At 34.2% G+C, this 23,710-nt stretch carries 19 protein-coding genes; 6 read left to right on the top strand and 13 right to left on the bottom strand.

All coding sequences use genetic code 11. The features are described 5' to 3' along the window. Nucleotides 1-4 precede the first annotated feature (4 nt). From hemE to hemN, 3 genes are all read left to right on the top strand, one after another. Nucleotides 5-1,078: a uroporphyrinogen decarboxylase gene (hemE, locus tag Q0X14_RS13195; protein ID WP_297839492.1), complete on the top strand. Its 1,074-nt coding sequence runs from the start codon at nucleotides 5-7 to the stop codon at nucleotides 1,076-1,078. An 80-nt stretch (nucleotides 1,079-1,158) separates the two neighbouring features. After that, entirely contained in the window at nucleotides 1,159-1,401 is a 243-nt protein-coding gene (locus tag Q0X14_RS13190) for a GxxExxY protein (protein ID WP_297839489.1), read from the top strand. A 100-nt stretch (nucleotides 1,402-1,501) separates the two neighbouring features. Next, on the top strand, nucleotides 1,502-2,878 hold the full coding sequence (gene hemN / locus Q0X14_RS13185; RefSeq protein ID WP_297839486.1) for an oxygen-independent coproporphyrinogen III oxidase: 1,377 nt from the start codon (nucleotides 1,502-1,504) through the stop codon (nucleotides 2,876-2,878). 83 nt (nucleotides 2,879-2,961) lie between these two features. Here hemN and Q0X14_RS13180 read toward each other — a convergent pair whose 3' ends face one another. From Q0X14_RS13180 to Q0X14_RS13135, 10 genes are all read right to left on the bottom strand, one after another. Then, entirely contained in the window at nucleotides 2,962-3,957 is a 996-nt protein-coding gene (locus Q0X14_RS13180) for an acyl-ACP desaturase (RefSeq protein ID WP_297839483.1), read from the bottom strand. Nucleotides 3,958-4,119: 162 nt separating this feature from the next. Next, nucleotides 4,120-5,319 (bottom strand): ATPase, encoded by a 1,200-nt coding sequence (locus tag Q0X14_RS13175; RefSeq protein ID WP_297839480.1) that lies wholly within the window; start codon nucleotides 5,317-5,319, stop codon nucleotides 4,120-4,122. A 123-nt stretch (nucleotides 5,320-5,442) separates the two neighbouring features. Beyond that, nucleotides 5,443-7,134 (bottom strand): M14 family metallopeptidase, encoded by a 1,692-nt coding sequence (locus Q0X14_RS13170; RefSeq protein WP_297839477.1) that lies wholly within the window; start codon nucleotides 7,132-7,134, stop codon nucleotides 5,443-5,445. Nucleotides 7,135-7,207: 73 nt separating this feature from the next. Next, complete coding sequence (locus Q0X14_RS13165) at nucleotides 7,208-8,689, bottom strand: response regulator (protein ID WP_297839474.1); 1,482 nt, start codon at nucleotides 8,687-8,689, stop codon at nucleotides 7,208-7,210. 89 nt (nucleotides 8,690-8,778) lie between these two features. After that, on the bottom strand, nucleotides 8,779-9,189 hold the full coding sequence (locus tag Q0X14_RS13160; RefSeq protein WP_297839472.1) for a response regulator: 411 nt from the start codon (nucleotides 9,187-9,189) through the stop codon (nucleotides 8,779-8,781). A gap of 24 nt (nucleotides 9,190-9,213) precedes the next feature. Further along, nucleotides 9,214-11,193 (bottom strand): [Fe-Fe] hydrogenase large subunit C-terminal domain-containing protein, encoded by a 1,980-nt coding sequence (locus Q0X14_RS13155; RefSeq protein ID WP_297839469.1) that lies wholly within the window; start codon nucleotides 11,191-11,193, stop codon nucleotides 9,214-9,216. Between the two features lie 145 nt (nucleotides 11,194-11,338). Then, a complete protein-coding gene (locus Q0X14_RS13150; protein ID WP_297839466.1) occupies nucleotides 11,339-13,066 on the bottom strand; it encodes an NADH-dependent [FeFe] hydrogenase, group A6 in 1,728 nt (575 codons plus the stop codon). A 143-nt stretch (nucleotides 13,067-13,209) separates the two neighbouring features. Then, nucleotides 13,210-15,195: an NADH-quinone oxidoreductase subunit NuoF gene (locus tag Q0X14_RS13145; RefSeq protein ID WP_297839464.1), complete on the bottom strand. Its 1,986-nt coding sequence runs from the start codon at nucleotides 15,193-15,195 to the stop codon at nucleotides 13,210-13,212. Then, the gene (gene nuoE, locus Q0X14_RS13140; protein WP_297839462.1) at nucleotides 15,192-15,680 is read right to left on the bottom strand and encodes an NADH-quinone oxidoreductase subunit NuoE; all 489 of its coding nucleotides are present in this window, start codon (nucleotides 15,678-15,680) and stop codon (nucleotides 15,192-15,194) included. The genes Q0X14_RS13145 and nuoE overlap by 4 nt, the downstream gene beginning before the upstream one ends. Before the next feature lie 231 nt (nucleotides 15,681-15,911). Then, nucleotides 15,912-16,304: a VOC family protein gene (locus Q0X14_RS13135; RefSeq protein ID WP_297839459.1), complete on the bottom strand. Its 393-nt coding sequence runs from the start codon at nucleotides 16,302-16,304 to the stop codon at nucleotides 15,912-15,914. Nucleotides 16,305-16,475: 171 nt separating this feature from the next. Here Q0X14_RS13135 and Q0X14_RS13130 point away from each other — a divergent pair, with 171 nt between their 5' ends. Both Q0X14_RS13130 and Q0X14_RS13125 read left to right on the top strand, forming a co-directional pair. Further along, nucleotides 16,476-16,667 (top strand): acyl carrier protein, encoded by a 192-nt coding sequence (locus Q0X14_RS13130; protein ID WP_297839457.1) that lies wholly within the window; start codon nucleotides 16,476-16,478, stop codon nucleotides 16,665-16,667. Between the two features lie 17 nt (nucleotides 16,668-16,684). Further along, nucleotides 16,685-18,364 carry an HAD family hydrolase gene (locus Q0X14_RS13125; protein WP_297839454.1) on the top strand — a complete coding sequence of 560 codons (1,680 nt, stop codon included), beginning with the start codon at nucleotides 16,685-16,687 and terminating at the stop codon, nucleotides 18,362-18,364. On the opposite strand, the gene Q0X14_RS13120 is transcribed toward Q0X14_RS13125, so the two are convergent. The 3 genes from Q0X14_RS13120 to Q0X14_RS13110 all read right to left on the bottom strand — a co-directional run bounded on the left by Q0X14_RS13120 (nucleotide 18,340) and on the right by Q0X14_RS13110 (nucleotide 22,032). Beyond that, nucleotides 18,340-18,996, bottom strand: coding sequence for a hypothetical protein (locus Q0X14_RS13120; RefSeq protein ID WP_297839452.1), 657 nt, complete (start codon nucleotides 18,994-18,996; stop codon nucleotides 18,340-18,342). The two genes, Q0X14_RS13125 and Q0X14_RS13120, sit on opposite strands and share 25 nt — an antisense overlap. Nucleotides 18,997-19,397: 401 nt before the next feature. Continuing rightward, nucleotides 19,398-20,630 carry a [FeFe] hydrogenase H-cluster maturation GTPase HydF gene (gene hydF, locus Q0X14_RS13115; RefSeq protein WP_297839449.1) on the bottom strand — a complete coding sequence of 411 codons (1,233 nt, stop codon included), beginning with the start codon at nucleotides 20,628-20,630 and terminating at the stop codon, nucleotides 19,398-19,400. Beyond that, the gene (locus tag Q0X14_RS13110) at nucleotides 20,623-22,032 is read right to left on the bottom strand and encodes an aspartate ammonia-lyase (RefSeq protein WP_297839445.1); all 1,410 of its coding nucleotides are present in this window, start codon (nucleotides 22,030-22,032) and stop codon (nucleotides 20,623-20,625) included. Before Q0X14_RS13110 ends, hydF begins: the two co-directional genes overlap by 8 nt. Before the next feature lie 279 nt (nucleotides 22,033-22,311). Here Q0X14_RS13110 and hydG point away from each other — a divergent pair, with 279 nt between their 5' ends. Beyond that, nucleotides 22,312-23,703, top strand: a complete 1,392-nt coding sequence (gene hydG, locus Q0X14_RS13105) for a [FeFe] hydrogenase H-cluster radical SAM maturase HydG (RefSeq protein ID WP_297839441.1) — start codon at nucleotides 22,312-22,314, stop codon at nucleotides 23,701-23,703. Nucleotides 23,704-23,710 lie beyond the last annotated feature (7 nt).

Here is a 23,710-nt window from a genome sequence, read left to right as displayed (position 1 = left end):
TATTTTGGAAAAATTAAATAATGATTTATTCCTTCGTGCGTGTAAAAGACAACCTGTCGAAAGAACACCAATCTGGATAATGCGTCAGGCCGGAAGATATTTACCTGAATATCAGGCAGTTCGTGCTAAAGCAGATTTTCTTACTATGTGCAAAACCCCCGAACTTGCTGCTGAAGTGACAATTCAACCGATTGATATTCTTGGTGTTGATGCTGCTATAATTTTCTCTGATATACTTGTAATTCCGGAAGCAATGGGAATGCATCTGGAAATGCACGAAGGCAAAGGACCGATTTTTCATAAACCTATCAGAAATGAAAATGATGCGAAGCAATTAAAGAAAGTTATTCCTGAGAAAGAATTAAATTATGTTTTGGATGCAGTAAGATTGACAAAGAAAGAATTAAACGGCCGAGTCCCGTTGATTGGATTCAGTGGTTCACCATGGACACTACTAACTTATATGGTAGAAGGTCGTGGTTCAAAGAATTTTTCTGAAGTAAAAAAACTCATCTATAACAATCCGAAACTTGCTCATAAATTGCTGAATGATCTTTCGGATACCATTGCAGATTATCTTTCTGCAAAGATTGAAGCCGGTTGTAACGCCGTTCAGATTTTTGATACCTGGGGAGGAATTTTATCACAAAAAGATTTTCTGGAATTTTCTCTTCCTTATGTTGAAAAAATTATTACTCAACTTAAAAGAAAAGATGAGCCGGTTATTTTCTTTGCAAAAGGAGTTCATCATAATTTGATTAAGATGGCTAATATCGGAGCAGATGTTCTTGGTCTTGATTGGACTATGAATCTTGGTGATGTAAGAAAATTGGTTGGTAATCGTGTTGCACTTCAGGGCAATCTTGATCCTACTGTTCTTTATGCAAATAAAAATTATATTAAGCAGGAAGTAATTTCTGTGCTTCAATCCTTTGGTGAAGGAAGCGGACATATATTCAATCTTGGTCACGGTGTTCTTCCTGATGTTGATCCCGAAAATGTAAAAGCACTTGTTCAGTATGTGAAAGAAGAAAGTAAAATATTTCACCACAGAGACGCGGAGACGCAGACAAATTGAACAGAGATGAATTAAATAGACTGGGATCGATTATTTTAGATGCTTCAATCGAGGTAAATAAAATATTATGACCTGGATTATTGGAGAAAGTTTATGAATTATCTTTATTTAAAGAATTGACACTAAGAAAATTAAATGTAAAAAGACAAGTACCTGTTCCAGTTTTATGTAAAGGTGAAGATTTAAATGCTGAATTCAAAATTGATATTTTGGTTGAGAATGAAATAATTATTGAGTTGAAAGCAGTTGAAAGTTTACTTCCTGTTCATACTGCGCAACTTTTAACTTATCACGGATTAACAGAAAGGAACTTGGATATTTAAAAAACTTCAATGTTCCCAATTTAGTTGAAGGTTTTAGAAGAATTGTTAATAATTTTTAACTCTGCGCCTCAGCGTCTCAGCGTTTAAGAAAGGAGATATCATGTTCGAAATAGACTTAACAAAATTCAAAAAATATGACAAACCCGGACCTCGTTACACGAGCTATCCAACTGCGCCGCAGTTTAATGAAAACTTTACTCACGAAGATTATCTCGATGAAATAGTTAAAACAAATTACGGCGAGAATCTTCCTGATTTATCTCTTTACTTTCATCTTCCCTACTGCGATACTCTCTGTTACTTCTGTGGCTGCAATATGATTATTACCAGAAACAGAGACAGAATAAAAGAATACATCAGCTATGTTAAAAAAGAAATTGATCTGTTGAGACAATATCTTCTTCCTGACAGAAAAGTAGCACAGCATCACTGGGGTGGAGGAACTCCAACTCATCTTAGTCCGGATGAAATAAATGACCTTGCATCATACATCAATAAGAATTTTCAGTTCAAACCTGATGCAGAAATTAGTTGTGAAATTGATCCGCGTGAATTGACTAAAGCACATCTTGAAGCTTTGCGTAATAACGGATTCAACAGAATAAGTATGGGTGTTCAGGACTTTAATGAAAAAGTTCAGAAAGCTGTTAACAGAATTCAACCTGAAGATATAACCAGACAAACTGTTAACTGGGTAAGAGAACTTGGATTTCACAGCATCAATCTTGATTTAATTTATGGATTGCCTTTCCAGACAGTAGAAACTTTTGCAGACACAGTTGATAAAATAATTGATATCTCACCGGATAGAATTGCAGTATTCAATTATGCGCATGTTCCCTGGATGAAAAAACACATGGCACTTATTCATCCCCAAGATATACCTGCACCTGAAGTAAAACTTGAAATTCTAAAAATGACAATTGAAAAACTCACTTCAGCTGGATATGAGTTTATTGGAATGGATCACTTTGCGAAACCTAATGATGAACTTGCTGTTGCAATGAGAGAGAAAAAGTTATACAGAAATTTTCAGGGTTACAGCACAAATGCTGGTGCAGACCTCTATGCAATGGGAATTACTTCCATCTCACAACTGAAGAACATTTATGCGCAGAATTATAAAACCGAAAAAGAATATTACTCTGCTTTGGATGAAGAACGATTGCCAACTGCAAAAGGTTATCGCCTGACTGAAGATGATCATTTAAGACGTGATGTAATAATGAAACTGATGTGCAATTTCGAGTTGGACTTTGAAGAAATTGAAAATAAGTACAACATCAACTTTAAAAAGTATTTTGCCTGGGGATTGAGTAACCTTAATGAGATGATTGATGATGAATTAATCGAGCTTACCGATAAAGGTCTGAAAGTAAAAAATATGGGGAGAATGCTCATCCGTAACATCGCTATGAACTTTGATGGATATATCGAACGAAAGGAAGATAAGGCAAAATACTCGCGTACAGTTTAAAAGCTTCCTTAGACATTAAAAGTTACACTGAGAATAATTCAGAGATATCACGGAGAACCACAGAGATAAAATGACCTGAATTATTATTCAAATGCAAGTATTCTGTTGTAGATAAAATCGAATGAAAAGGTTTTTGATTCTGTTCTCTTCTCAACATACTCTGCAACTTTTTCTAATCTTTTTGGAATTGCAAGAATTTTTTCCTGAGCTTTTTTAGCAGCTTCATTTAAACCTGTAATCAATTCAATTTCCCAGAACTTAATTGCTTCTTCAACAATGTTTTTATAATCTCTCGGACCATAAATTCCAACTCTTCTTACAACATCAGCCATTTCTCTAAAGTTAGGCATTGAAAGTCCCGGCATATCAATGGCAGGCATTATTTCAGATGCTGAAACCATTGCGCGATTTGGATCAAGATTTAAAACTTCTTTAAATACATTTCTGTAAAATGTGAAATGCTTTGCTTCGTCTGCAGCAATGTTACTGAGTATTCCATTCAATAATGGTTCATCCTCGCCAACAAGTTTGCCTGTATTTTTATGTGAAAATTGAGTTGCTCTTTCCTGCAAAGTTGTATAGACAAAAACTTTGTATGGATCTTTATCCCAATCAGGATTAAAGCCTGCTTCCTGATAATAGAATTGCATCATTTCAACTTCTTTAAATCTGAACAAGCGTGAATCTCTTGCATAGTCACGAAGAATATTTCCGTGGCGATCCTCTTCTGCTGTCCACATATTATTCCATTTGGACCAGAAACTATCTGAGCCAAGATGATGAGCAATCAATCTGTGAAAGTGTGGTAAACCTTCTTCGGTTAAAAGATTAAGAGCAACGGCAACTCTTGCCGGATCTTTAATTCCTTTTGCCCTTTCTCTAAGTCCATCAACAATTTTATTTTGGTCATCAGAGTTTTTCTCATCCACAGGAAGAAAGTCACTTGAAAACCAAAGTTTACGCTTTGCAATATGTTGTTCCATCCATTGCTTAACTTTTGATTCGAGATAACTTAAAACTTCGGTTTTACTCTTAGTTTCATTTAGTTCTGTGTTTTTATCATTTATTAAAATTTCCATAATAGATTTTTCTTTCACTTATTGATTTATTTGAATTGAATGAAGCGAATGGTAATGCTCAATCAATAGTAATTGTTTTCAATTACTAAACAATATTAGGAATGTTTCGTTCAATTAGGAAGTGCGAATAAGAGTATTTACAATTTATTTACACTAAAGGATTTAATCGCTTGGTCTTTCGCCCATTTTTGCTGTTGCAAAGAAATCGTTATAAAATCTTTGAGTGTATTGTTCCACCAATTCATCTCTTCTTTTTTCATCAGGTGATGTGACAATAATTCCTGCGTGGTATTCTTTTTTCAATCTCCAGTAAACTTCGGGATCATTATAAACAGATAAATCAGGCCATTGTTGTTTTGCCAAAGAAGTAATTATTCCCGCGAAATAATTTTTTGGTGTTGGGAGCTGATAATCTTTTTCACCATTCAGAATTTCAATTTTAGCCCATTCACGCCAGAGATTTATCCCTGTTGCAGCTTCAACAAGTACAGAAAGATTTGCACCGCCTACTCTTGCTGATGTTTCAAGAAAATAAAATTTCCCGTCTTCAGATGACTCAATATATTCCGAATGAGAGACTCCCTGCTTAAGCCCGAGTGCTTTCAACAATTGTTTGTTCAACTCAAGAACTTGTTTTGATTTTTCATCATTAGGATTTAAAGTTTTACTTGTAAATACTCTTCCCTGATGTGCAACTTCAAAAGGCGGAGTTCCATAACGACTTGCAACTGCGTATTTGACTTCGTAGTTATATACAATTGAATCGACATGATAAATATTTCCCGGTACAAATCTTTCCATCAGAAAGAATGATTGTTCATCGCCAAGGAAATTTATTCTATCCCAAAGCTCCTGTTCATTATGAACTTTCTTTAATCCGTAAGAACCGGCGAGCAATCTTGGTTTCACCATATATGGAAATGGTACTCGCTTGATAAAATCATTAATTTTGTTGTAGTTAAGAACATGCTCAAATTCAGGAACAGGAATTCCGACTTCTTTAGCACGCATTCTCATTGCAAGTTTATCTCGGAAATATCTTGCAGTTGTATCGCCCATTCCACCAATTCTTAAATGTTCTCTGAGAGCTGCAGCTCGTTCAACATCAAAATCATCAAGTGCTACTATTCTGTCAATTTTCTCTGTTCTTGCCAGATAGCTAACTCCGTAAATAACATCTTTCATGTTCCAGTCTTTGTTTTTATCAGGTATATAGAAAATATCATCTATACTTTCTCTTGGCCAGTCAGCATTCTCAAGACTTTTGGATGTAAGAAGCAAAACTCTGCAGCCCTGAGCTTTAGCTTCTTTCATAAAGTCATGACCTTTTTCATAACTTGAGACGCAAAGAATTGTTAGCATATTTCCTCCGTGCTGATATATTTTAATCTAAATTGTCCTTGAGCGATTTGTTATTCAGGCAATAAGATTCATTAATAATAATTTGTAGCAAAGATTAAATTTTATAAATCAAAAATCAAATCTTTATTTATCAATAAGTCTCATAACCGGATATACATTTTCTCCTTTATCAAAGAATGAAGATTTTCTGTAGAAGAAATCTAATCTTTCCAAAGGATTATTTCTGAATTTTTCATCTGCTTCTAATCTTCTGTAAAATTCATTTTTCAATGATTGATCATTATCTATCATCACTTTTGCATAAGGTTCCATTACATAAGCTTCAGCATATTCTTTTCGTTCAAAGAATGCGTTGAAAAATCCCCAATGAACAAATGAATCCGGTGCATCTGGTTCAAGCAGATTTACTATTACTCGCAAAGCTCTTTGATTCGTCGGAACAACATAAGTTCCTTTTGGACATAAAACATTTTCTTCAAAGCAAACAGTATCGAAAGATGGAAGTTGTCTGCCTTCATAAGGTCGCGGTGCAAAATTTACATTTTTAAATCTGTAACGCTCTACTTTAAATATTTTATCACTTTGTAATTGAGTTAATTTAATATGATGGTGTTTTAAAACTCTGATAATATTTTCAAATTCCTGCGGAATAAGATAAGCTTCGGGTACAAATATTTTTTTAGCAGATTTTGCCTGATTGAAAATTGGTATTTCTATTTCAATTGGTTTGTTCGTGTATTTACGAACTGTTGAACCTGTGATTTCACTGTATTCATCATACCACTCAAAACCTTTGAATAAGAATTTTTCAAACTTACCATTACTTACAAGTACAAGTGGAAACTTCTTTTTCTCAACCAAATAATTTTTAACAGGATTTTTATCTGCCTGATTATTTATAATCATTATCTCTTTGAAGTTTTCATTCAAGAACTCAAGTGTATGTTCCATCATCGATTTGGTAGAAAACACACGATTGGCGAATGGTTTCAAGCTGTGAGTTTCAACCAGAAGGCAAACACGATTTTGAGCAGCACAGTAGCCGTGCGAAAGTCTTGGTGGCGATGGTAAATCAAGTATTCCGGATTCAACAGTTCCATCTTTGAATTCCATATAAGGCCCAATTATAAATCCATCATCTTCTACTTTTTTATGAAGATAAGGAAGATATTTATTCTTAATCCACTGAACTAAACTCCGGTCAATATTCTGATGAGTTTCAATTCCATATGTAACATGATATTGATAATCAGCACCATTCGTTGTGTGATTATCAATCATAAAATCCGGGAGCCATTCATTAAACAGTTTGAGAAATGATTGGATTTCCGGAGTGTCAGCTTTAAGATAATCACGATTGAGATTTAGGTTCAGAGCATTTGTTCGCCAACCCATTTGCTTTGGACCGTTTTGATTCGGACGATTGAATGGACTTATTCTTTCGTGTCCATCTATATTTAATACAGGAATTATTAAAAGAATCAGATTATCCAACAAATTAGATTTTTCTTTTGTAACAAGAATCTCACGAAGCAAAAGCATGCAAGCATCTTTACCTTCAATCTCACCGGAATGAATTCCATTCTGAATCAGGACAATTGCTTTTTTAGTCTTCCTGGCTTTGTGCGGAGTAAATGCTTTATCCTTTGAAACAATTATTACTTTTAATTTCCTACCTTGCGGAGTCGTTCCAATATCCTGGATTTTAACATAAGGAAAATTCTTTTCGAACTTCTCGAAATATTTTAGTGTGGCGTAATAATCAGGAGATTCAGTCATACCTGATTTTTCGAAATGCGTCAACCAGTAATTCATTGATTTAACTTTTTGTGATTGATAGACAAAGATAAAAATGTTGTAAATAAGAAATGAATTGTAATACTCTGAATCAATTCACTGACAAAGGCAAATAAATCCTGAATGTTGTTCCGATACCATATTCGGATTCAACTTCAATTTTGCCTGAGTATGAATCAACAATGCGTTTTACGATTGATAATCCGAGTCCTGTGCCGCTTATATTTTTTGTGAATTCATTCTTAGCCCTGAAGAATTCTGAAAAGAGTTTTTTCTTCTCTTCTTCTTTCATTCCAATTCCGGTGTCTTTTATTTCAGTGAGAAGGAAGTTCCCTGTTTGGTTGATACTTATCGTTATACTTCCCGAAGGTCTGTTATACTTGATTGCATTACTGATTAAATTGGTGAATAATCTTGTTATTTCATCTGCATCTGCATCAATACAAAAACTATTCTGTTGATAATTAAAATTAACAGTGATATTTGATTTCTGAATTTCAACCTGGAACAATTCAAGTATGTTTTTAATAATTTCAGTCAGACAGATTTTTCTTATTTCTCTTCTCACTGTTTTTAATTCCATTCTTGATATATCAAGAAGATCATTTACCATTTTCAGTAAACCATCAAGCCGAACCATTGATCGTTGAATATAATCTTTTTTCTGCTCCTCATTCAATTTAATGTTTTCATCAATCATCAATTTTAAGAAACCATAAACAGCAGCAATCGGTGCTTTTAATTCGTGAGAAACCATTGAAACGAACTGGGATTTTATCAGCTCAATTTTCTTCAGCTCAGTTATATCTTTAAAAACAATTACAACTCCGGCAAGATTATCACCAGGATGAAAAACAGGTGAAGCAGTCGCTTCGATAAAAAATTCACGATTTGGTTTTACCTCTAATTGAATTGTGTAAGACCTTTTTTCTTTCGAATCTGAAAGAAGAAATTTATTTATCAGTTCAAGTATTTCAGGGCGAAGTTTGTCAAGAATATATTCTTCAACTTTTATTTCGGAAAGCTCAAGGAACTTATAAACAGCAGGATTAAAGAGAACAGCAAGACCTTCTTTGTTAACAACAAGCACTCCATCAGTTATTGAATTGATAATTGTGTTAAGTCTTGTTTTTTCAAAAGCAACTTCAAGTAATCTTTCTTCTCTTTCTTTTCTCCATTTTTCTTCTTCAAGTAACAGTTGTCTTTTCTGATAACCGTTTTTTATCTCTGTAATTAGTTCTTCGGGCGTGAAAGGTTTTGGGATGTAACTTTGTGCGCCAAGTTTTGTTGCTTCAATTGCAGTATCATAACTAGCAAAAGCAGTGGCAATAAAACAAACTGTGTTCGGAAATTTTTGTTTAATGTTTTTAAGAACTTCAATCCCTTCAATATCAGGCATCTTTAAATCAATGATGGCAATGTCATAATCATTCTTCGTCCCGAGTTCAATCCCTTCCTTTCCGTTTTCTGCAACATCAACCTCATAACCTTCCATTTCTAAAAGTCGCTGCACACCAATGCGAAGACCTTTCTCATCATCAACGACTAATATTTTTGGTTTTGCGTTCTGCATACCGGTTAATGGCACACTGATGACACAGATCTGGCTGATTATCGCAGATTAAATCTGTGAAAATCAGTTGAATCAGTGTTATCTGTTTTCTATTTCCTTTGGTTCAATTCAAAATAATTCTCAAGCTTCTGAACAAACTCATCAATAACAACTGGCTTGTTAATCAGTTCATCAGCATTTATCCACTCTCTTTCTTCGCTTGTCGATGCACCGAATTTAAATCCAGTGTCATAAGTTGCAGAAGTTAATATGAAAACAGGAATGTTCTTTCCGTGTTCATCTTTTTTAATACGATGACAAAGAACAAAACCTGAATCATACTCCTCCATAATTAAATCTATCACACACGCATCAGGTTTTATCTTTTTAAAGATTTCCCAACCTTCTTTTGCACTGTTTGCAGTAATTACTTCATAACCTTTTGATTCAATAAGAATTTTATTTTGTTCAAGAAGATCGAGGTCATCATCAACTAAAAGTATTTTCTTTTTTTCATTCATAATTAATCTCTCCCATAATTTTTTCTAACCATTTGATAATTGATTCTTCGGTAAAGTTATTTTGAATATTGTTCCTTTACCTTCTTCGGAAGTAAAAGTAATATTTCCTTTATGCATTTTAATAATTCCGTATGAAATTGCCAGACCCAAACCCGTTCCTTTCCCAATACTTTTAGTAGTGAAGAAAGGAGTAAATATTTTACTTTGATTTTCTTTTGGAATACCTATGCCTGTATCTGAAAATTCAATCGTAATTTCTTTATCAGTGCAGTTCAAATTGACAGTAAGTACTTTCTTTTCAGACTCACTCATTGCATCACAGGCATTTTTAATGAGATTAATAAAAACTTGTTTAAGTTGATCTTCATCAGCTATAATCTTACAATCATTATTGGCAACATTTAAGATAAAATCAATATTTCTGTAAGATGGATTTACTGTAAAAGGTTTTAAAACATCTTCAACAGAATTTTTAACATCAAATTCCCTGAGATTTAATTTTCCCTGCCGTGCAAAGTTCAAAAGATTTGAAACTATATTTTTACATCTGTTTGCTTCTTCTATGATAAGTTCAAAGTCAGATTTATATCGATCATCATTATAATATTTTTCAAGTTCTTTCTTCAGCATTGAAGTATAAAGCAGAATAGTGCCAAGTGGATTATTAATTTCATGTGCAACACCAGCAGCCAGCTGTCCGATTGATGCAAGCTTCTCTGCTATTCTTAATTGTTCCTGAGTGTTGCTCAAATTTTCATAAGCGTTTCTCAGTTCATCAATAAGATAAGGCAAACACATTTCTTTTTCGGCAAGACCTTTTGCAATAGCAATAGCATATTCGCGACAGGTTTCATATCCACAAGCACCACAATTGAGTTCATCTTTGGGCGTGAACTTTTTTGTCTGTGCAAGTATCTCTCTGATTTTTTCTTCGCTCGGCATTGGCCGCCGCTGATTATCGGCTTTAAAATTTCTTATGAGATTTAATTTTCTTGCATTGTAGAGATTACTTTTCCAGACTCTTCTATCAACATTATTAATTTTATCGTTGATGTAATCAATAACTTTTTCTCGTCGTGAGTAATAGTTCAGAGTTGTATCAATTGCAGGACCGCTGATACAACCTTCACAGAAAAGAATGTCAGTAAACTTTGCATTGATGTTGTTATGAGCAATCTCTTCAATTATCTCAAGCACTTTTTTCTTTCCTTCAACAACAATGATATCTTTTTCGAGTACATCATCATTTATATCTGTTGTTTTAAGTAAACCTCCTGCAAGCGGATAAGCTTTTCCCATCATTGCATGTGGAGGATCAAATTCACTTTCTTCAAGTAAATTTATCTCAATCTGTTTTTCATCAAACATTTCTTTTAATTCGTGAAATGTTAAAACAGCATCAATCACTCCATAAACTTCATCATCAACAGCTTCCTGTTTTTTTGCAACACAAGGACCAATGAAAACAATTTTGATTTCATCGCCCGATTCCTGTTTAAGATATCTGCCAAGCGCAATCATCGGTGAAACAACTTTTGCAAGATTGGGAACAAGCTCTACATAATATTTCTGAATGAAGCTAACAACTGCAGGACAAGCCGAGCTAATAATAGTTTTATCAGCTTCTGATTTAAGAATTTCAGAATAATGATTTGCAATAAGATCAGCACCGAATGCAGTTTCAACTACCTGAGTAAATCCAAGTTTCCTCAGTGCTGTTGGAACTTTCTTATAATTTTCCGGAAATGAAGCGGCGAAAGAAGGCGCAACAATTGCAACTGCTTTGTTTGTATGAAGGAGTTCAAATGCGAGATCAATTTCAGATAAAATTTGTTTAGCATCCTGCGAGCAGACTTTAACACAATGTCCGCAAGCAATACAACGCTCCTCAATAACCTGCGCCTGAGCATCCACAACACGAATAGCCGCAGCCGGACATTCTCTTATGCACGAGTAACATCTTTTACATCTATCGCTTATTGTACTGACTATTGCGTGATTCATTCTTCCCTTCGTGTCCCTTAGTGCTCTTTGTGTCTTATTGGTGAGAAATGAGCTTTAACCAATTAGACAGTTGGAACACTTAGCTGCATCCTTCGACAAGCCTGACTGTCGTCAAGCAAGCTCAGGATGACATTTATGATAATATCTAATTTCTTAAAACCTTTTTCTTATCAAAGTACTCAGTATGAAGAATCTCATGAGCTTTGTGAGAATTTGGTTCACCGAAAAATTCTCTGTACAAAGTCTTAACTGATTCATTCTCGTGTGATCTTCTGTGCTTTGCATTCTCATCAATCTGATAAAGTACTTTAACACGTTTCATTACTTTTTCCGGTTTCTGATGAATTGGTTGTCCGCCACCGTTGATGCAACCACCGGGACAAGCCATCACTTCAATGAAATGATGTTTTGATTTTCCTGCTGCAACTTCTTCAACAATCTGCTTAACATTACCAATTCCATTCACCACTGCGATATTGATATCCATCCCATTGATATTGACTGTTGCTTCTTTAACGCCTTCCATTCCGCGTATTTCTTCAAACTCAAGTTTATCAAGTTCTTTTCCTGTAAGTTTCCAATAAGCAGTTCTTAATGCTGCTTCCATTACACCACCGCTTGTTCCGAATATTGCAGCAGCTCCGGTTGATTCTCCCAGCGGATTATCAAATTCACTTTCAGGCAAATCATTAAAATCAATTCCTGCAATTTTGAAGAAGCGAACTAACTCTCTTGTTGTCAGAACAGCATCAACATCAGGCAGAACTTCTTCTTTCAGTTCAGGTCTGGCGGATTCATATTTCTTAACTGTGCAAGGCATTATCGAAACGACAAAAATATCTTTTGGATCAATTCCCATTTTTCTTGCATAATAGGTTTTAAGAACTGCTCCCTCCATTTCGTGTGGAGATTTACAGGTTGAAATATGATCAAGTATTTCGGGATTGTTCATCTCAGCATATTTAACCCAACCGGGACAGCAGCTTGTAAACATCGGTAGTGAACCGCCATTCTGAATTCTGTTAATTAATTCGGAAGCTTCTTCCATAATTGTTAAGTCAGCGGCAAAGTTTGTATCAAAAACTTTTTTGAAGCCGAGGCGACGAAGTCCGGTAACAAGTAAACCAGTAACATCCGTACCTAAAGGCATATTATATTCTTCACCAATTGAAGCACGAACAGCAGGCGCAACCTGAGCGATACAATATTTTTTTCTGTCGTAAAGTGCAGAAGCTACTTCCTTTACAGAGCTTTTTTCTCTTAATGCTGCTGTTGGACATACAAGAATACATTGTCCGCAAAGAATACAATCGCTTACATTCAATCCTTTGTTGTAAGGAGTTGTAACGATTGATGCAAATCCTCTTTTCGTAAAATCAATCGCACCGATTTTTTGAACTTCGTGACAAGCACGAACGCATCTGCCGCAGAGAATACATTTTGCAGGGTCTCTTTCCATCGAAGCGCTTGAGATATCAATTGCGTGAGATTTTGTTTCACCAACATAACGATGCTCACGAACTCCGTATCTCTCGGATAAATCCTGCAACTCACAATTTTTATTTCTTACGCAGATTAAACAATCCTGCGGATGATTTTCCACAAGTAATTCAACAATAGTTTTTCTTGCTCTTCTTACACGAGGCGAATCTGTTTCAACAACTAATCCATCGGAAACGGGATAAGCACAGGCAGGTGTTAATCCTTTAAATCCTTCAACTTCAACAGAACATATTCTGCAAGCTCCGGATGGAAATAAGTTTTTCATATGACATAAAGTTGGAATTGTAATTCCAACAGACTTTGCAGCATCAAGAATTGTCATTCCTTCTTCTGCATTTACTTTTATTCCGTTTATTGTTAACTGAACCATTTGTTACTCCGAAATTTTCTTTTGATTCTATTGTCATTCTGAGCGAAGCGAAGAATCCTGAGCTATCAAAAGTTTCATATCATTTAAGTTTCAGAAGATTCTTCGTAATCCTTTGATGGATTACTCAGAATGAAATTTTCAAATTAATTAACATTTATCGCTTCGAATCGACAGTTTTCTACACACATTCCGCACTTAATACACTTTTCATCAAGTATATAATGTGCCTGACCTTTTTCTCCCACAATTGCTTCGACCGAACATTTTCTCAAACAGATTCCACATCCGGTGCATTTCTCATTATCAATTGTGAAAGTAAGAAGTTCTTTACAAACTCCGGCAGAACATCTTCTATCGTATAAATGTTCTTCATATTCTTCACGGAAATATCTTAATCCGGATAAAACAGGATTTGGTGCTGATTGTCCTAATCCACACAGTGAAGTATCTTTAATTACATCAGCGAGTCTCTGTAAGTGAATCATTCCTTTAAATCTTAACAACTGTTCATTCTTATCTTTGCCGGATGAATATCGCTGAGGAATTCTTTCAATAATTTCAAGCATTCTTTTTGTTCCTTCACGACAAGGAACACACTTACCACAACTTTCCTGCTGAATGAATGTTAAAAAGTATTTTGCAACATCAACCATACAGGTATCTTCATCCATTACAACAAATCCACCCGAACCCATCATCGCACCAATTTCCTTGAGTGATTCGTAATCAACCGGTGTATCAATCAGATGTTCAGGAATGCAACCACCTGATGGTCCTCCAATCTGAACTGCCTTAAATTCTTTTCCATTTGGAATTCCACCACCAATTTTGAAAACAACATCTGCCAGAGTTGTTCCCATCGGTACTTCTACAAGACCGGTGTTTTTAACATTACCACTAAGTGCAAAAACTTTTGTGCCTTTAGATTTATCCGTTCCGATTTTTGCAAACTCTTGTCCGCCCATCATTATGATAGGAGGAACATTAGCAAAAGTCTCAACATTATTTATAACTGTTGGTTTACCCCAAAGTCCGGCTTGCACAGGATATGGTGGACGAGGTCTTGGCATTCCTCTTTTACCTTCGATAGAAGCTATCAGTGCTGTTTCTTCACCACAAACAAAAGCACCTGCTCCTTTTTTAATTTTAATGTGAAGTGAAAATCCCGTGTTAAGAATGTTGTTTCCGAGAATTCCATATCTTTCACAAAGGTTAATTGCATTCTGAAGTTTTTCAATTGCAAGCGGATATTCGGCACGACAATAAATGTAAGCTTGCGAAGCTCCGATTGCATAAGCAGCAATCATCATTCCTTCAATTACTCTGAAAGGATCACTTTCAAGAAGTGAACGATCCATAAATGCACCAGGATCACCTTCATCAGCATTACAAATTAAATATTTCTGATCTGCTGTTTGTTTATGAGCTAATTCCCATTTCTTTCCCGTTGGAAAACCTCCACCACCTCTGCCTCTTAATCCACTGATAGAAATTTCTTTAATAACTTCTTCGGGTTTCATCAATCTCACAACTCTGTCAAAAGCTTTGAAACCACCATAAGCTAAGTAGGTATCAATTGAATCAGGATTTATTACTCCACAATTTGATAAAACAATTTTTCTCTGAAATTCGAAGAATGGAATTTCATTTATGTTTCTTGCATCATGATTTGTTTTGCCGTGAGTTCCCAAAAGTTTTTCTTTGAAGATTTTCTTTTCAACCAACACAGTATGTAAAAACTTAGGAACTATTTTGGGAATTATTTCGCAGTAAGAAACTCTGTCTTCACCAGGAAGTTTGACATCTACAATTGGTTCAACAGCACAATAACCAATACATCCTGTTGATTCAACGATAGCTTCAATGTTTAATTTTTTTAATTCCTCCTGAATTGCCTCTTTAACTTTTCCGGCACCAGAAGCAAGTCCGCAAGTTCCCATTCCAATTATTATGATTGGAAGTTCGTGTTCTTCATATCGCAATCTCTTTCTTAATGATGAAATTTCAATCCGACATTTCTCATCGCTGTGACAAAGTGGACCTTCTGTGCAGCACTGAATAAAATGTTCACAAGGATTTTGCGGTGTGTGCCAGCATTTTTCACAACATAGCTGATCAAAGTTTTTCATTCTGCCACCTCTGCTTTCTCGGGCTTTTTACTTGCCGGTGCAGTTTGATATTTCTTTAAAATTTTTGGAATGTCTTTAACGGTTATCCTTCCGTGATAATCATCATTAACCAGAATTACAGGTGCGATTGAGCAAGCACCGATACAATTAACAACTTCGATTGTGAATTGCTTATCGCGGGTAGTTTCTCCTGCTTTAATTCCGAGTTCGCTCTCAAGTGCATAAAGAATATTTGCTGAGTTTTTAACATGACATGCAGTTCCTCTGCAGACACGAATAATGTTTTCCCCTAATGGAGTTAATCTGAACTGATTGTAAAAAGTTGCAACTCCGTAAACTCTGCTTAAAGGAACTCCAACAAAGTCTGAAATATCTCTTAATGCGTTTTCAGGTAAATAGCCATAAATATTCTGAATATCCTGAAGAAGCGGAATCAGACTACTTCTGTCAAGCGGTTGATATGATTCAAAAATTTGTTTGTGCATTTTGTCCTCAATTAGTTAAATCGCAGTCACTGGATTTTGTCATATTAAATGCCATCAGTTAACAAAAAAAAGATTTTTTTAAATAAAAATTTCAAATCAACACTTTGTAATCAGCAAATAAATTTTCTTGTAAGTGAGAAGTAGTTTACTGAATTGAGGAATTATTTTGTGATTAATATCCTATATGGAAAATCATAATTCCTGATAAGAAGGATTTACTTTAAAAAATAATTATTCAGATATGATAAATTCTATAAGTTGTGAATTTCGATTGAGGTAAAAAACTACTTTTTGATTTTCAAATAAAGCGGCGGGAACGGGACCAAAAACTTTTATCCATTTCCTGTCTCTCATAAAATTTTCAAGTTCTGAGAATGGTCCAACCTTATAGCATAGATGATTTAGATGATTTCCGAATTTTTTGAGCGAATTGAAGGATGTTGAATTTTCATTTAACGGTTCAATAAGCTCAATATATGATTCATTAAAGTTTTCATATAAGGCAAGTTTCGAGTTCTGAATTTTATCTATTACTTCCCTGACCTTTTTGTTCGGAAGCATTTGTTTTTCATATTGCTCAATTGAGTTTACTACTATACCGATATGATGAAATTTGAAATTCATTAACTTTTAAAATATTTAACGACAAAATAAAAAAGTCTTATCATAAACCGAAAGTTTATGAATTGAAGAACTTAGCATTTAGTTTTATTTTTAAGGGAGAAATATTTATTAACTATCGGGCAATTAATGATTTCAGAAAAACTTAAAAGTATTATTCTTCGAGAGCTTAATTTGTCAGAATTCGAATTGAAAGAAGAAACTCAGGCAAATCAAGTCCCCGGTTGGGATTCTTTAAAAAATTTTACAATAATCTTAAGTATTGAAGAAGAATTCGGAGTTAAATTTTTAACAGAAGAAATTCTATCGATTAAAAATGTCGGAGATTTACAGAAATTACTTGAATCAAAGATTAGTAATAACTAAACCCCGGAAAATCTAAATTGAAAATTTATTTCTTATCAAATTACTCGATTGAATTATTATTCGATTCATTCAAAAAAAAATTAAATAACAATTCAATTGATTTTGAAATTATTTATCCCGGATTTAATCAATATCTGACTGAAATTTTAGACTCTAATTCGAAGTTGTATCAAAGCAAACCGGAAATTGTTTTTTTAAGTGTTGATATAAACTATTATTTGACCTCACACATTGATATAAAAAACAATCCGCCAATCTCTGAACAAGCTAAAAATCAGATTGATCAGCTATTCGATTCAATCAAAGCAGTTGCAAAAAAACTTCCCACTTCCATGATTTTTATTGATAACTTTTTTCTCGATTCATCTCTCAGCTTTGGTACGCTTGAATATAATTATTTCGGTTTGGAATCTTTTATCAATCAACTGAATAACAGACTTTTGGATTTAACCACAATTTTCAGAAACATCCGAATTGTAAATGTGAATGGGTTGATTAACAAGCATGGTCAGAAAAATATATTTGATTACAGATTATATTATCTGGCAAAGTTCAGGTGGAATAAAAAAGGTATTGAAGAATTTACGAATCTTTATTTATCACATCTAAAAGCCTATTTAGGAATTCGTAAAAAGTGCATTGCACTTGATTTAGACAATACTTTATGGGGCGGAATTATCGGACAAGACGGAATAGAAAACATCCGGTTAAGTTTAGATGGTGCTGGGAAAGCGTTCTACGATTTTCAACTTGCATTGTTAAATTACTTTAAACAGGGAATCATTCTAAGTATTTGTAGTAAAAATTCAGAAAATGCGGTTCAGGAAGTGTTTGATAAACATCCATATATGGTTTTGAAACCCGAACATTTTGCAATAAAAAAAATTAATTGGAACAACAAAGCTGAAAATTTAATTGAAACTGCTGAAGAACTTAATATCGGTTTAGATAGTATTGTTTTTCTTGATGATTCAAAATTCGAAAGAGAATTAATCAAGCAACAACTGCCTCAGGTTGAAGTTCCCGAATTGCCGGAAGACCCTTCGCTCTATACTAGTTTCCTCAGAGAACTTGATTATTTTAATTTTCATCAACTCACTGATGATGACTTTAAAAGAAATGAAACATACCGATTAAACTCAGAACGAAAAAAACTCGAAAACTCGTTCAATGATATCAAAGACTATCTCCGCTCCCTTCAAATGAAAGTTTTAATAAAAGAAATTGACGATTTTACCTTCCCGAGAATTGTTCAATTAATTCAAAAAACAAATCAATTTAACACTACGACTAAGCGTTACACCGAATCAGAAATTAGTCAAATGCGAAATTCTGACAAGTGGAAAATCTATTCTTTTTCTGTTTCCGATAAATTCGGAGATAATGGAATTGTTGGAGTTTTTATTCTTGAGTTCAATACTAATAAATCCGAAGTTTTTATTGATTCATTTATTATGAGTTGCAGAGTCATAGGACGGGAGATTGAAAACGTGATTTTATATTACATCATTAACCTTGGGAAGAAAAACAATATTAACAAAATTTCTGCTCAGATTATTCCGACATCTAAAAATGAACCTTGCAGAGATGTTTATAAAAAGTTTGGCTTTAAACAAGAAAATGAAAATAAATGGTTATTAAACATTTCAGATAAAGAATTTGAATTGCCCGATTATTTTGAACTGACCTCTTTATAAAAGAAAATTGTTTGACTATCACCTTCAATTGGGGATTGGGTCCATTTTTTCATTGTGTAATATTTGATGATGTTTTGATTATTCTTTCTGATAGTCGCTCGAACAGTTCCGACATTTCTTTTCTTTAACTCCTCAAAAAATTTTTTATATAAATCTTCAAGTATGAAAAAACCAAGGTTCATCCCGGACTTAAAACTTGAATCAATACCAAAACTAATAACGCTATAAATTGGTTGTTTTAGCTGTTGTTCATACTTACTTATTTCAGAATATTCTTCCTTACCAATCAGCGTTCTGAATTTTGGAGCAAGAAAAAGAAAAAACCTTTTATCAAAAATTAACCAGGGCTTTTTAAGAAATGATAAAATTGTTGGAACTAATAAATCCCTATTCATTTTACTTTGAAAACCCAAACGAGCTCCACAGATATATCCTATCGCTCTTTTTTCATCTTCATCAAAAGCACAGATAATAAAACTATCAAATTCATTTTTAGTACTAAGCCATTTCAAATACTCTTTTGTATAATGATTTCCAAGGCGCGAGTTGTAGTGATCCTTAAATGTTTCCCGATGAATTCTGATTAAGGATTCTAAAAATTCTGGTTTTAATTCTGAATAAGTTATTCTCATAAAAAAATTATTTTAACTGTACGAAATTAAGTAAATCCCACAATGATAATTTTTAATATATATATGAAAAAGATTTAATAAAGATTTATTGGGAAAGCATAAATAAATTAAAATGTTATCAACAAATAAAAATATTAAAAAATTGCCTCATTTCGTTATAATGGTACAAATTATTGTTTACTGAATTGAGGAATGACTTTGTGAGGTGGAGCAAAATATTGTTGCGGACAATTTTTGAGAAGATAGAACAACTAAGTCTTGAGGATTAAATACAATTTAAAAGATTTAATTTCAAAGCAATGGAATCGGTGGAACACAATGAGTTTACTTATTGAAAACAACTTAGTAGGGTTTAAAAAATCTTTGAATAAACTTGATGAAGATGAAAATATTTACAAGACTTATTTGGGATTAACTTTCAGTCTCTCCCACTCGGTAATTGCTTCTTCAAATGGACGAAGTGCACGAGGAATTGCTCCGTGCATATATGAAATAAGAACACCGTAATTAACTATTGGTACATCTAAAAGTTTTGCTTCATTCATTCTGGTTAACATTGCTCGTCTTGTGAGCATGCATCCGCCGCAATGAATAATTAGTTTATAATCGGAAAGATTTTCAGGATAATCAGCACCGTGCGCAATATCAATCTGCAAATCCTTTTTCGTATGATTTCGTAGCCATCTTGGAATTTTAACAGTACCGATATCATCTGCCTGAGCGTGATGTGTGCAAGCTTCTGCTATTAAAACTTTATCACCATTCTCAAGTTCTTCAACTCTTTTTAATCCTCTCACAAAGGTCGGAAGATCACCTTTATGCCGCGCCATTAAAATTGAAAATGTAGTAAGCTTTACTTTTTCCGGAACATCTGCCGCAACCCTCATTACTGCCTGGCTATCGGTAATAACCAAATCAGGATAGTTTTTCAGATTATCAAGTGTTGAACGGAGTTCTTTATCCTTACAAACAATTACTATTGTGTCTTCATCAAGTGCTTCACGAATAGTTTGTACCTGAGGTAAAATCAATCTTCCTTTTGGTGCGCCCAAATCAATTGGAACAACCATTACAACGACATCACCTTGCGAAACAATATCACTTATTAGTGGTGGTTCAATTTCAGCAGGAAGCATCCGAATCATTTTTCTTTTTAATTCATCAATTCCAACTTTCTCTTTGCATGAAACTTCAAAGTGGGTAATGCGAAGTTCCTTGAGTTCATTAAGTAACTGTGGATTAACTCCATATTCAATTTTATTTATTGCAACTATGTAGTTGACAGAAATTTTATCAAGATACGCTAACAATTCCAACTCTTTACTTTGTAATTGTTCTCGTGCATCGAGAACGACAAGTGCAAAATCAGATTGTGAAAGGATTTTAATAGTCTTACTTATTCTCTTTTGACCGAGTTCACCTTCGTCGTCAATTCCGGCGGTATCAACTAACACAACTGGTCCGTAAGGTAAAAGCTCGAATGCTTTTTTGACAGGGTCGGTTGTTGTACCTGGAACATCAGATACTATTGACAAGTCCTGACCAAGAAGAGCATTTACTAAAGAAGATTTACCTACATTTCTTCTTCCGACAATTGCTATATGGGGACGATTTGCTTCTGCTACTTTACTCAATGTTTACACCTATTTCACGATTAATTATTTCACTTAATTTTTGTTCATCAATAAGATTTTTTTCTTTCAAAAAAGAAATAAAAGCAACATTATTTTTATAAGCTTCTTTTACCCATTCAGAAATTTTATCATAACCAAATTCATTAACTAGAATTGCTGCTAAAGCAGAAGATCTTAACAAATTTTCTCTGCATCTAACTTTGTTTGCCTTGATGCCTTTAATACATTTTTCTGTTAAATTGTACAAAGCAACTTTCATAAGAGTTAAAGATTTAAGAAATAAATGAGATATTGCCGGCAGAAATGCATTCAGTTCTAAATTTCCACTTCCAACAAGATTGGTAATTACAATATCGTGACCTTTTACAAGTTCTGCAATCTGGATTGTATTTTCCAGAATTACCGGATTTACTTTACCCGGCATTATTGAAGATCCTGCTTGCATTTCGGGTAAAATAATTTCGCCAATCCCGCCTAAGGGTCCACTTGAAAGTAAACGAAGATCATTACAAATTTTTATCAGAGATGTTGCTCCTGCTTTTACAAGTCCGTGTGCCTCAACGAAAACATCAATGTTCTGAGTTGAATCAATTAAATCTTCAGATTTAGCAATTGGTAATCCTGTAATTTTTTTAAGTTCTGAACAAACATTAAGAACATAATCTCTGTGTGCATTTATTGAATTACCAACTGCAGTTCCGCCAAGATTTACCGAACGAAGTCTTTCTTCACCATTATATAATCTCCATCTGTCTCTGGCAATTGCCTGAGCAAAAGCACCAAACTCCTGTCCCAAACTAATTGGAACTGCATCCTGTAATTGAGTTCGTGCAAGCTTAATTACTCCGCTAAATTCTTTTTCCTTCTTTTGTAATTCTATCTGGAGAAAAGCAAATGCATCAGTCAACTCTCTCAAAAGATTAATTGAAGCAATCTTGAAAGCAGTCGGGAAAGTATCATTAGTAGATTGAGAAAGATTAACATCATCGATGGGATGAATAAAATAATATTCCCCGTAATTTCTTCCGGAAAGAGCGATTGCAGTATTAGCAATAACTTCATTAATATTCATATTAAGCGAAGTTCCCGCACCGCCCTGATAAGGATCAACAACAATCTTGTCGTAAATAAGAAGAGACTTTCCTTCAATAGCATCATTTGTCTCGTCGATTAATCTGTCAATAGCTTCAACGATGAATTTATATTTGTTTAGTTGAAGAAGTCCAACTTTATAATTTGTCTCTGCGGCAGCAAGTTTGACCTGCAGATAAGCTTTAATTAAATGTGGATTTATTCTTTCACCGCTTGACGGGAAGTTATGAATCGCTCTGTAAGTATGAATTCCATACAATAATTTATCTAGTAATTGAACTGAACCAAATATGTCATTTTCTGTTCTCATAAGTATTTCCAGAAATTTCAAATAGTGTTCCACAAGATTTGAGTTTTACTAGTGCATTTTGTAGGTAATAAACGCATAATATCTTTCACATTTATTAAACAATATCAAATCATGAAAAAGCATTTCTCTTTTTTAAGAATAATTCATAAATGAATGTTATCTGATAAAAATTTTTTAACCTTTCTGTGGTATCATAGTTGCATCAAGTGGTTGAACAGATTAATTCAACAGTGCAAAGAAAAAGGCACTACTTATTAGAACTAATATTCCGAGGGAATTATGGAGTTTATAAACGAATCATATATCAATTCTCTATTAGAAGATGAAAAACTGAACGATAAAAATCTTCAGCGCGAAATAATTCAGAAAGCATCAGATGCTAAAGGATTAACATTAAGAGAGAGCGCTGCGTTACTGAATATTTCTGACCCCGAGCTTTTAGATGAACTTTTTCACAAAGCAAAAGAAGTAAAAGAAAAAATCTATGGAAACAGACTTGTTCTTTTCGCACCACTTTATGTAACTAACCTTTGTGTAAATAATTGTCTTTACTGTGCATTCAGAAAGGATAATAAAGAATTAAAGAGACGAACATTAACTGTTGATGAGATTGAAGAAGAAGCAAGATACCTCGTTCTTACAGGACAGAAAAGAATTCTGCTTGTTGCTGGCGAGCATCCTAAAAAAGCAAGTATGGAATTTTTAGGTGAAGCTATATCAAGAATTTATAGTATAAACATCAACGGAAATAATATCAGACGGCTTAATGTTAATACTGCACCGCTTACTTTGAACGATTTTAAATTACTAAAAAGTTTCGGAATTGGAACTTATCAGTGTTTTCAGGAAACATATCATTATAAAACTTATAAAGAAATGCATCCGTCCGGACCGAAATCAGACTTCGCATGGAGACTTTATGCGATGGACAGAGCACTTCAGGCAGGAATTGATGATGTTGGAATCGGTGCTTTATTCGGATTAACTGACCATCGTTTCGAAACCCTGGCTCTTCTAATGCACGCTGCCGACTTAGATTTTAAATATGGAATTGGCCCGCATACAATTTCAATTCCACGACTTGAACCAGCACTTAATGCGCCTGCAGCAATGAATCCACCTCACGCAGTTGACGATTTATCTTTTAAAAAAATTGTTGCTGTTATCAGACTTTCGGTTCCATATACTGGAATTATTCTCTCTACACGCGAAAGACCTGAACTTCGTCGTGAATTGTTTGAAGTTGGTGTTTCTCAAATAAGTGCCGGAAGCAGAACTGCTCCGGGTGCTTATAAAGAATCCCAGGAAAGTCTTGATGAACATGAACTTGAGCAATTCCAGCTTGGTGATCACAGAAGTCTTGATGAAGTTGTGAAGGATATAACTTCACTTGGTTATATGCCAAGTTTCTGCACCGCTTGTTATCGCTCAAACAGAACCGGCGACAGATTTATGGAACTTGCAAAAACCGGAAACATAGGAAAGATATGCGTTCCAAATGCTATGGCAACTTTTGAAGAGTATCTTAATGATTTCGCTTCTGAAGAAACAAGAATGATTGGGAAACATTTTATTGATAATGAACTTAGAAAACTTTCCGGTGCAACAAAAAGAAGAACAGAAGAAATGATTCAAAAAGTTGATGCCGGTGAAAGAGATGTGTATCTATAAAAATTAG

Source organism: Ignavibacterium sp., from assembly GCF_025998815.1.
In the GTDB taxonomy this organism is placed as follows: domain Bacteria; phylum Bacteroidota; class Ignavibacteria; order Ignavibacteriales; family Ignavibacteriaceae; genus Ignavibacterium.
Note: the sequence above shows the minus strand (reverse complement) of the source record. Positions and strands in the feature narration are given on the sequence as shown.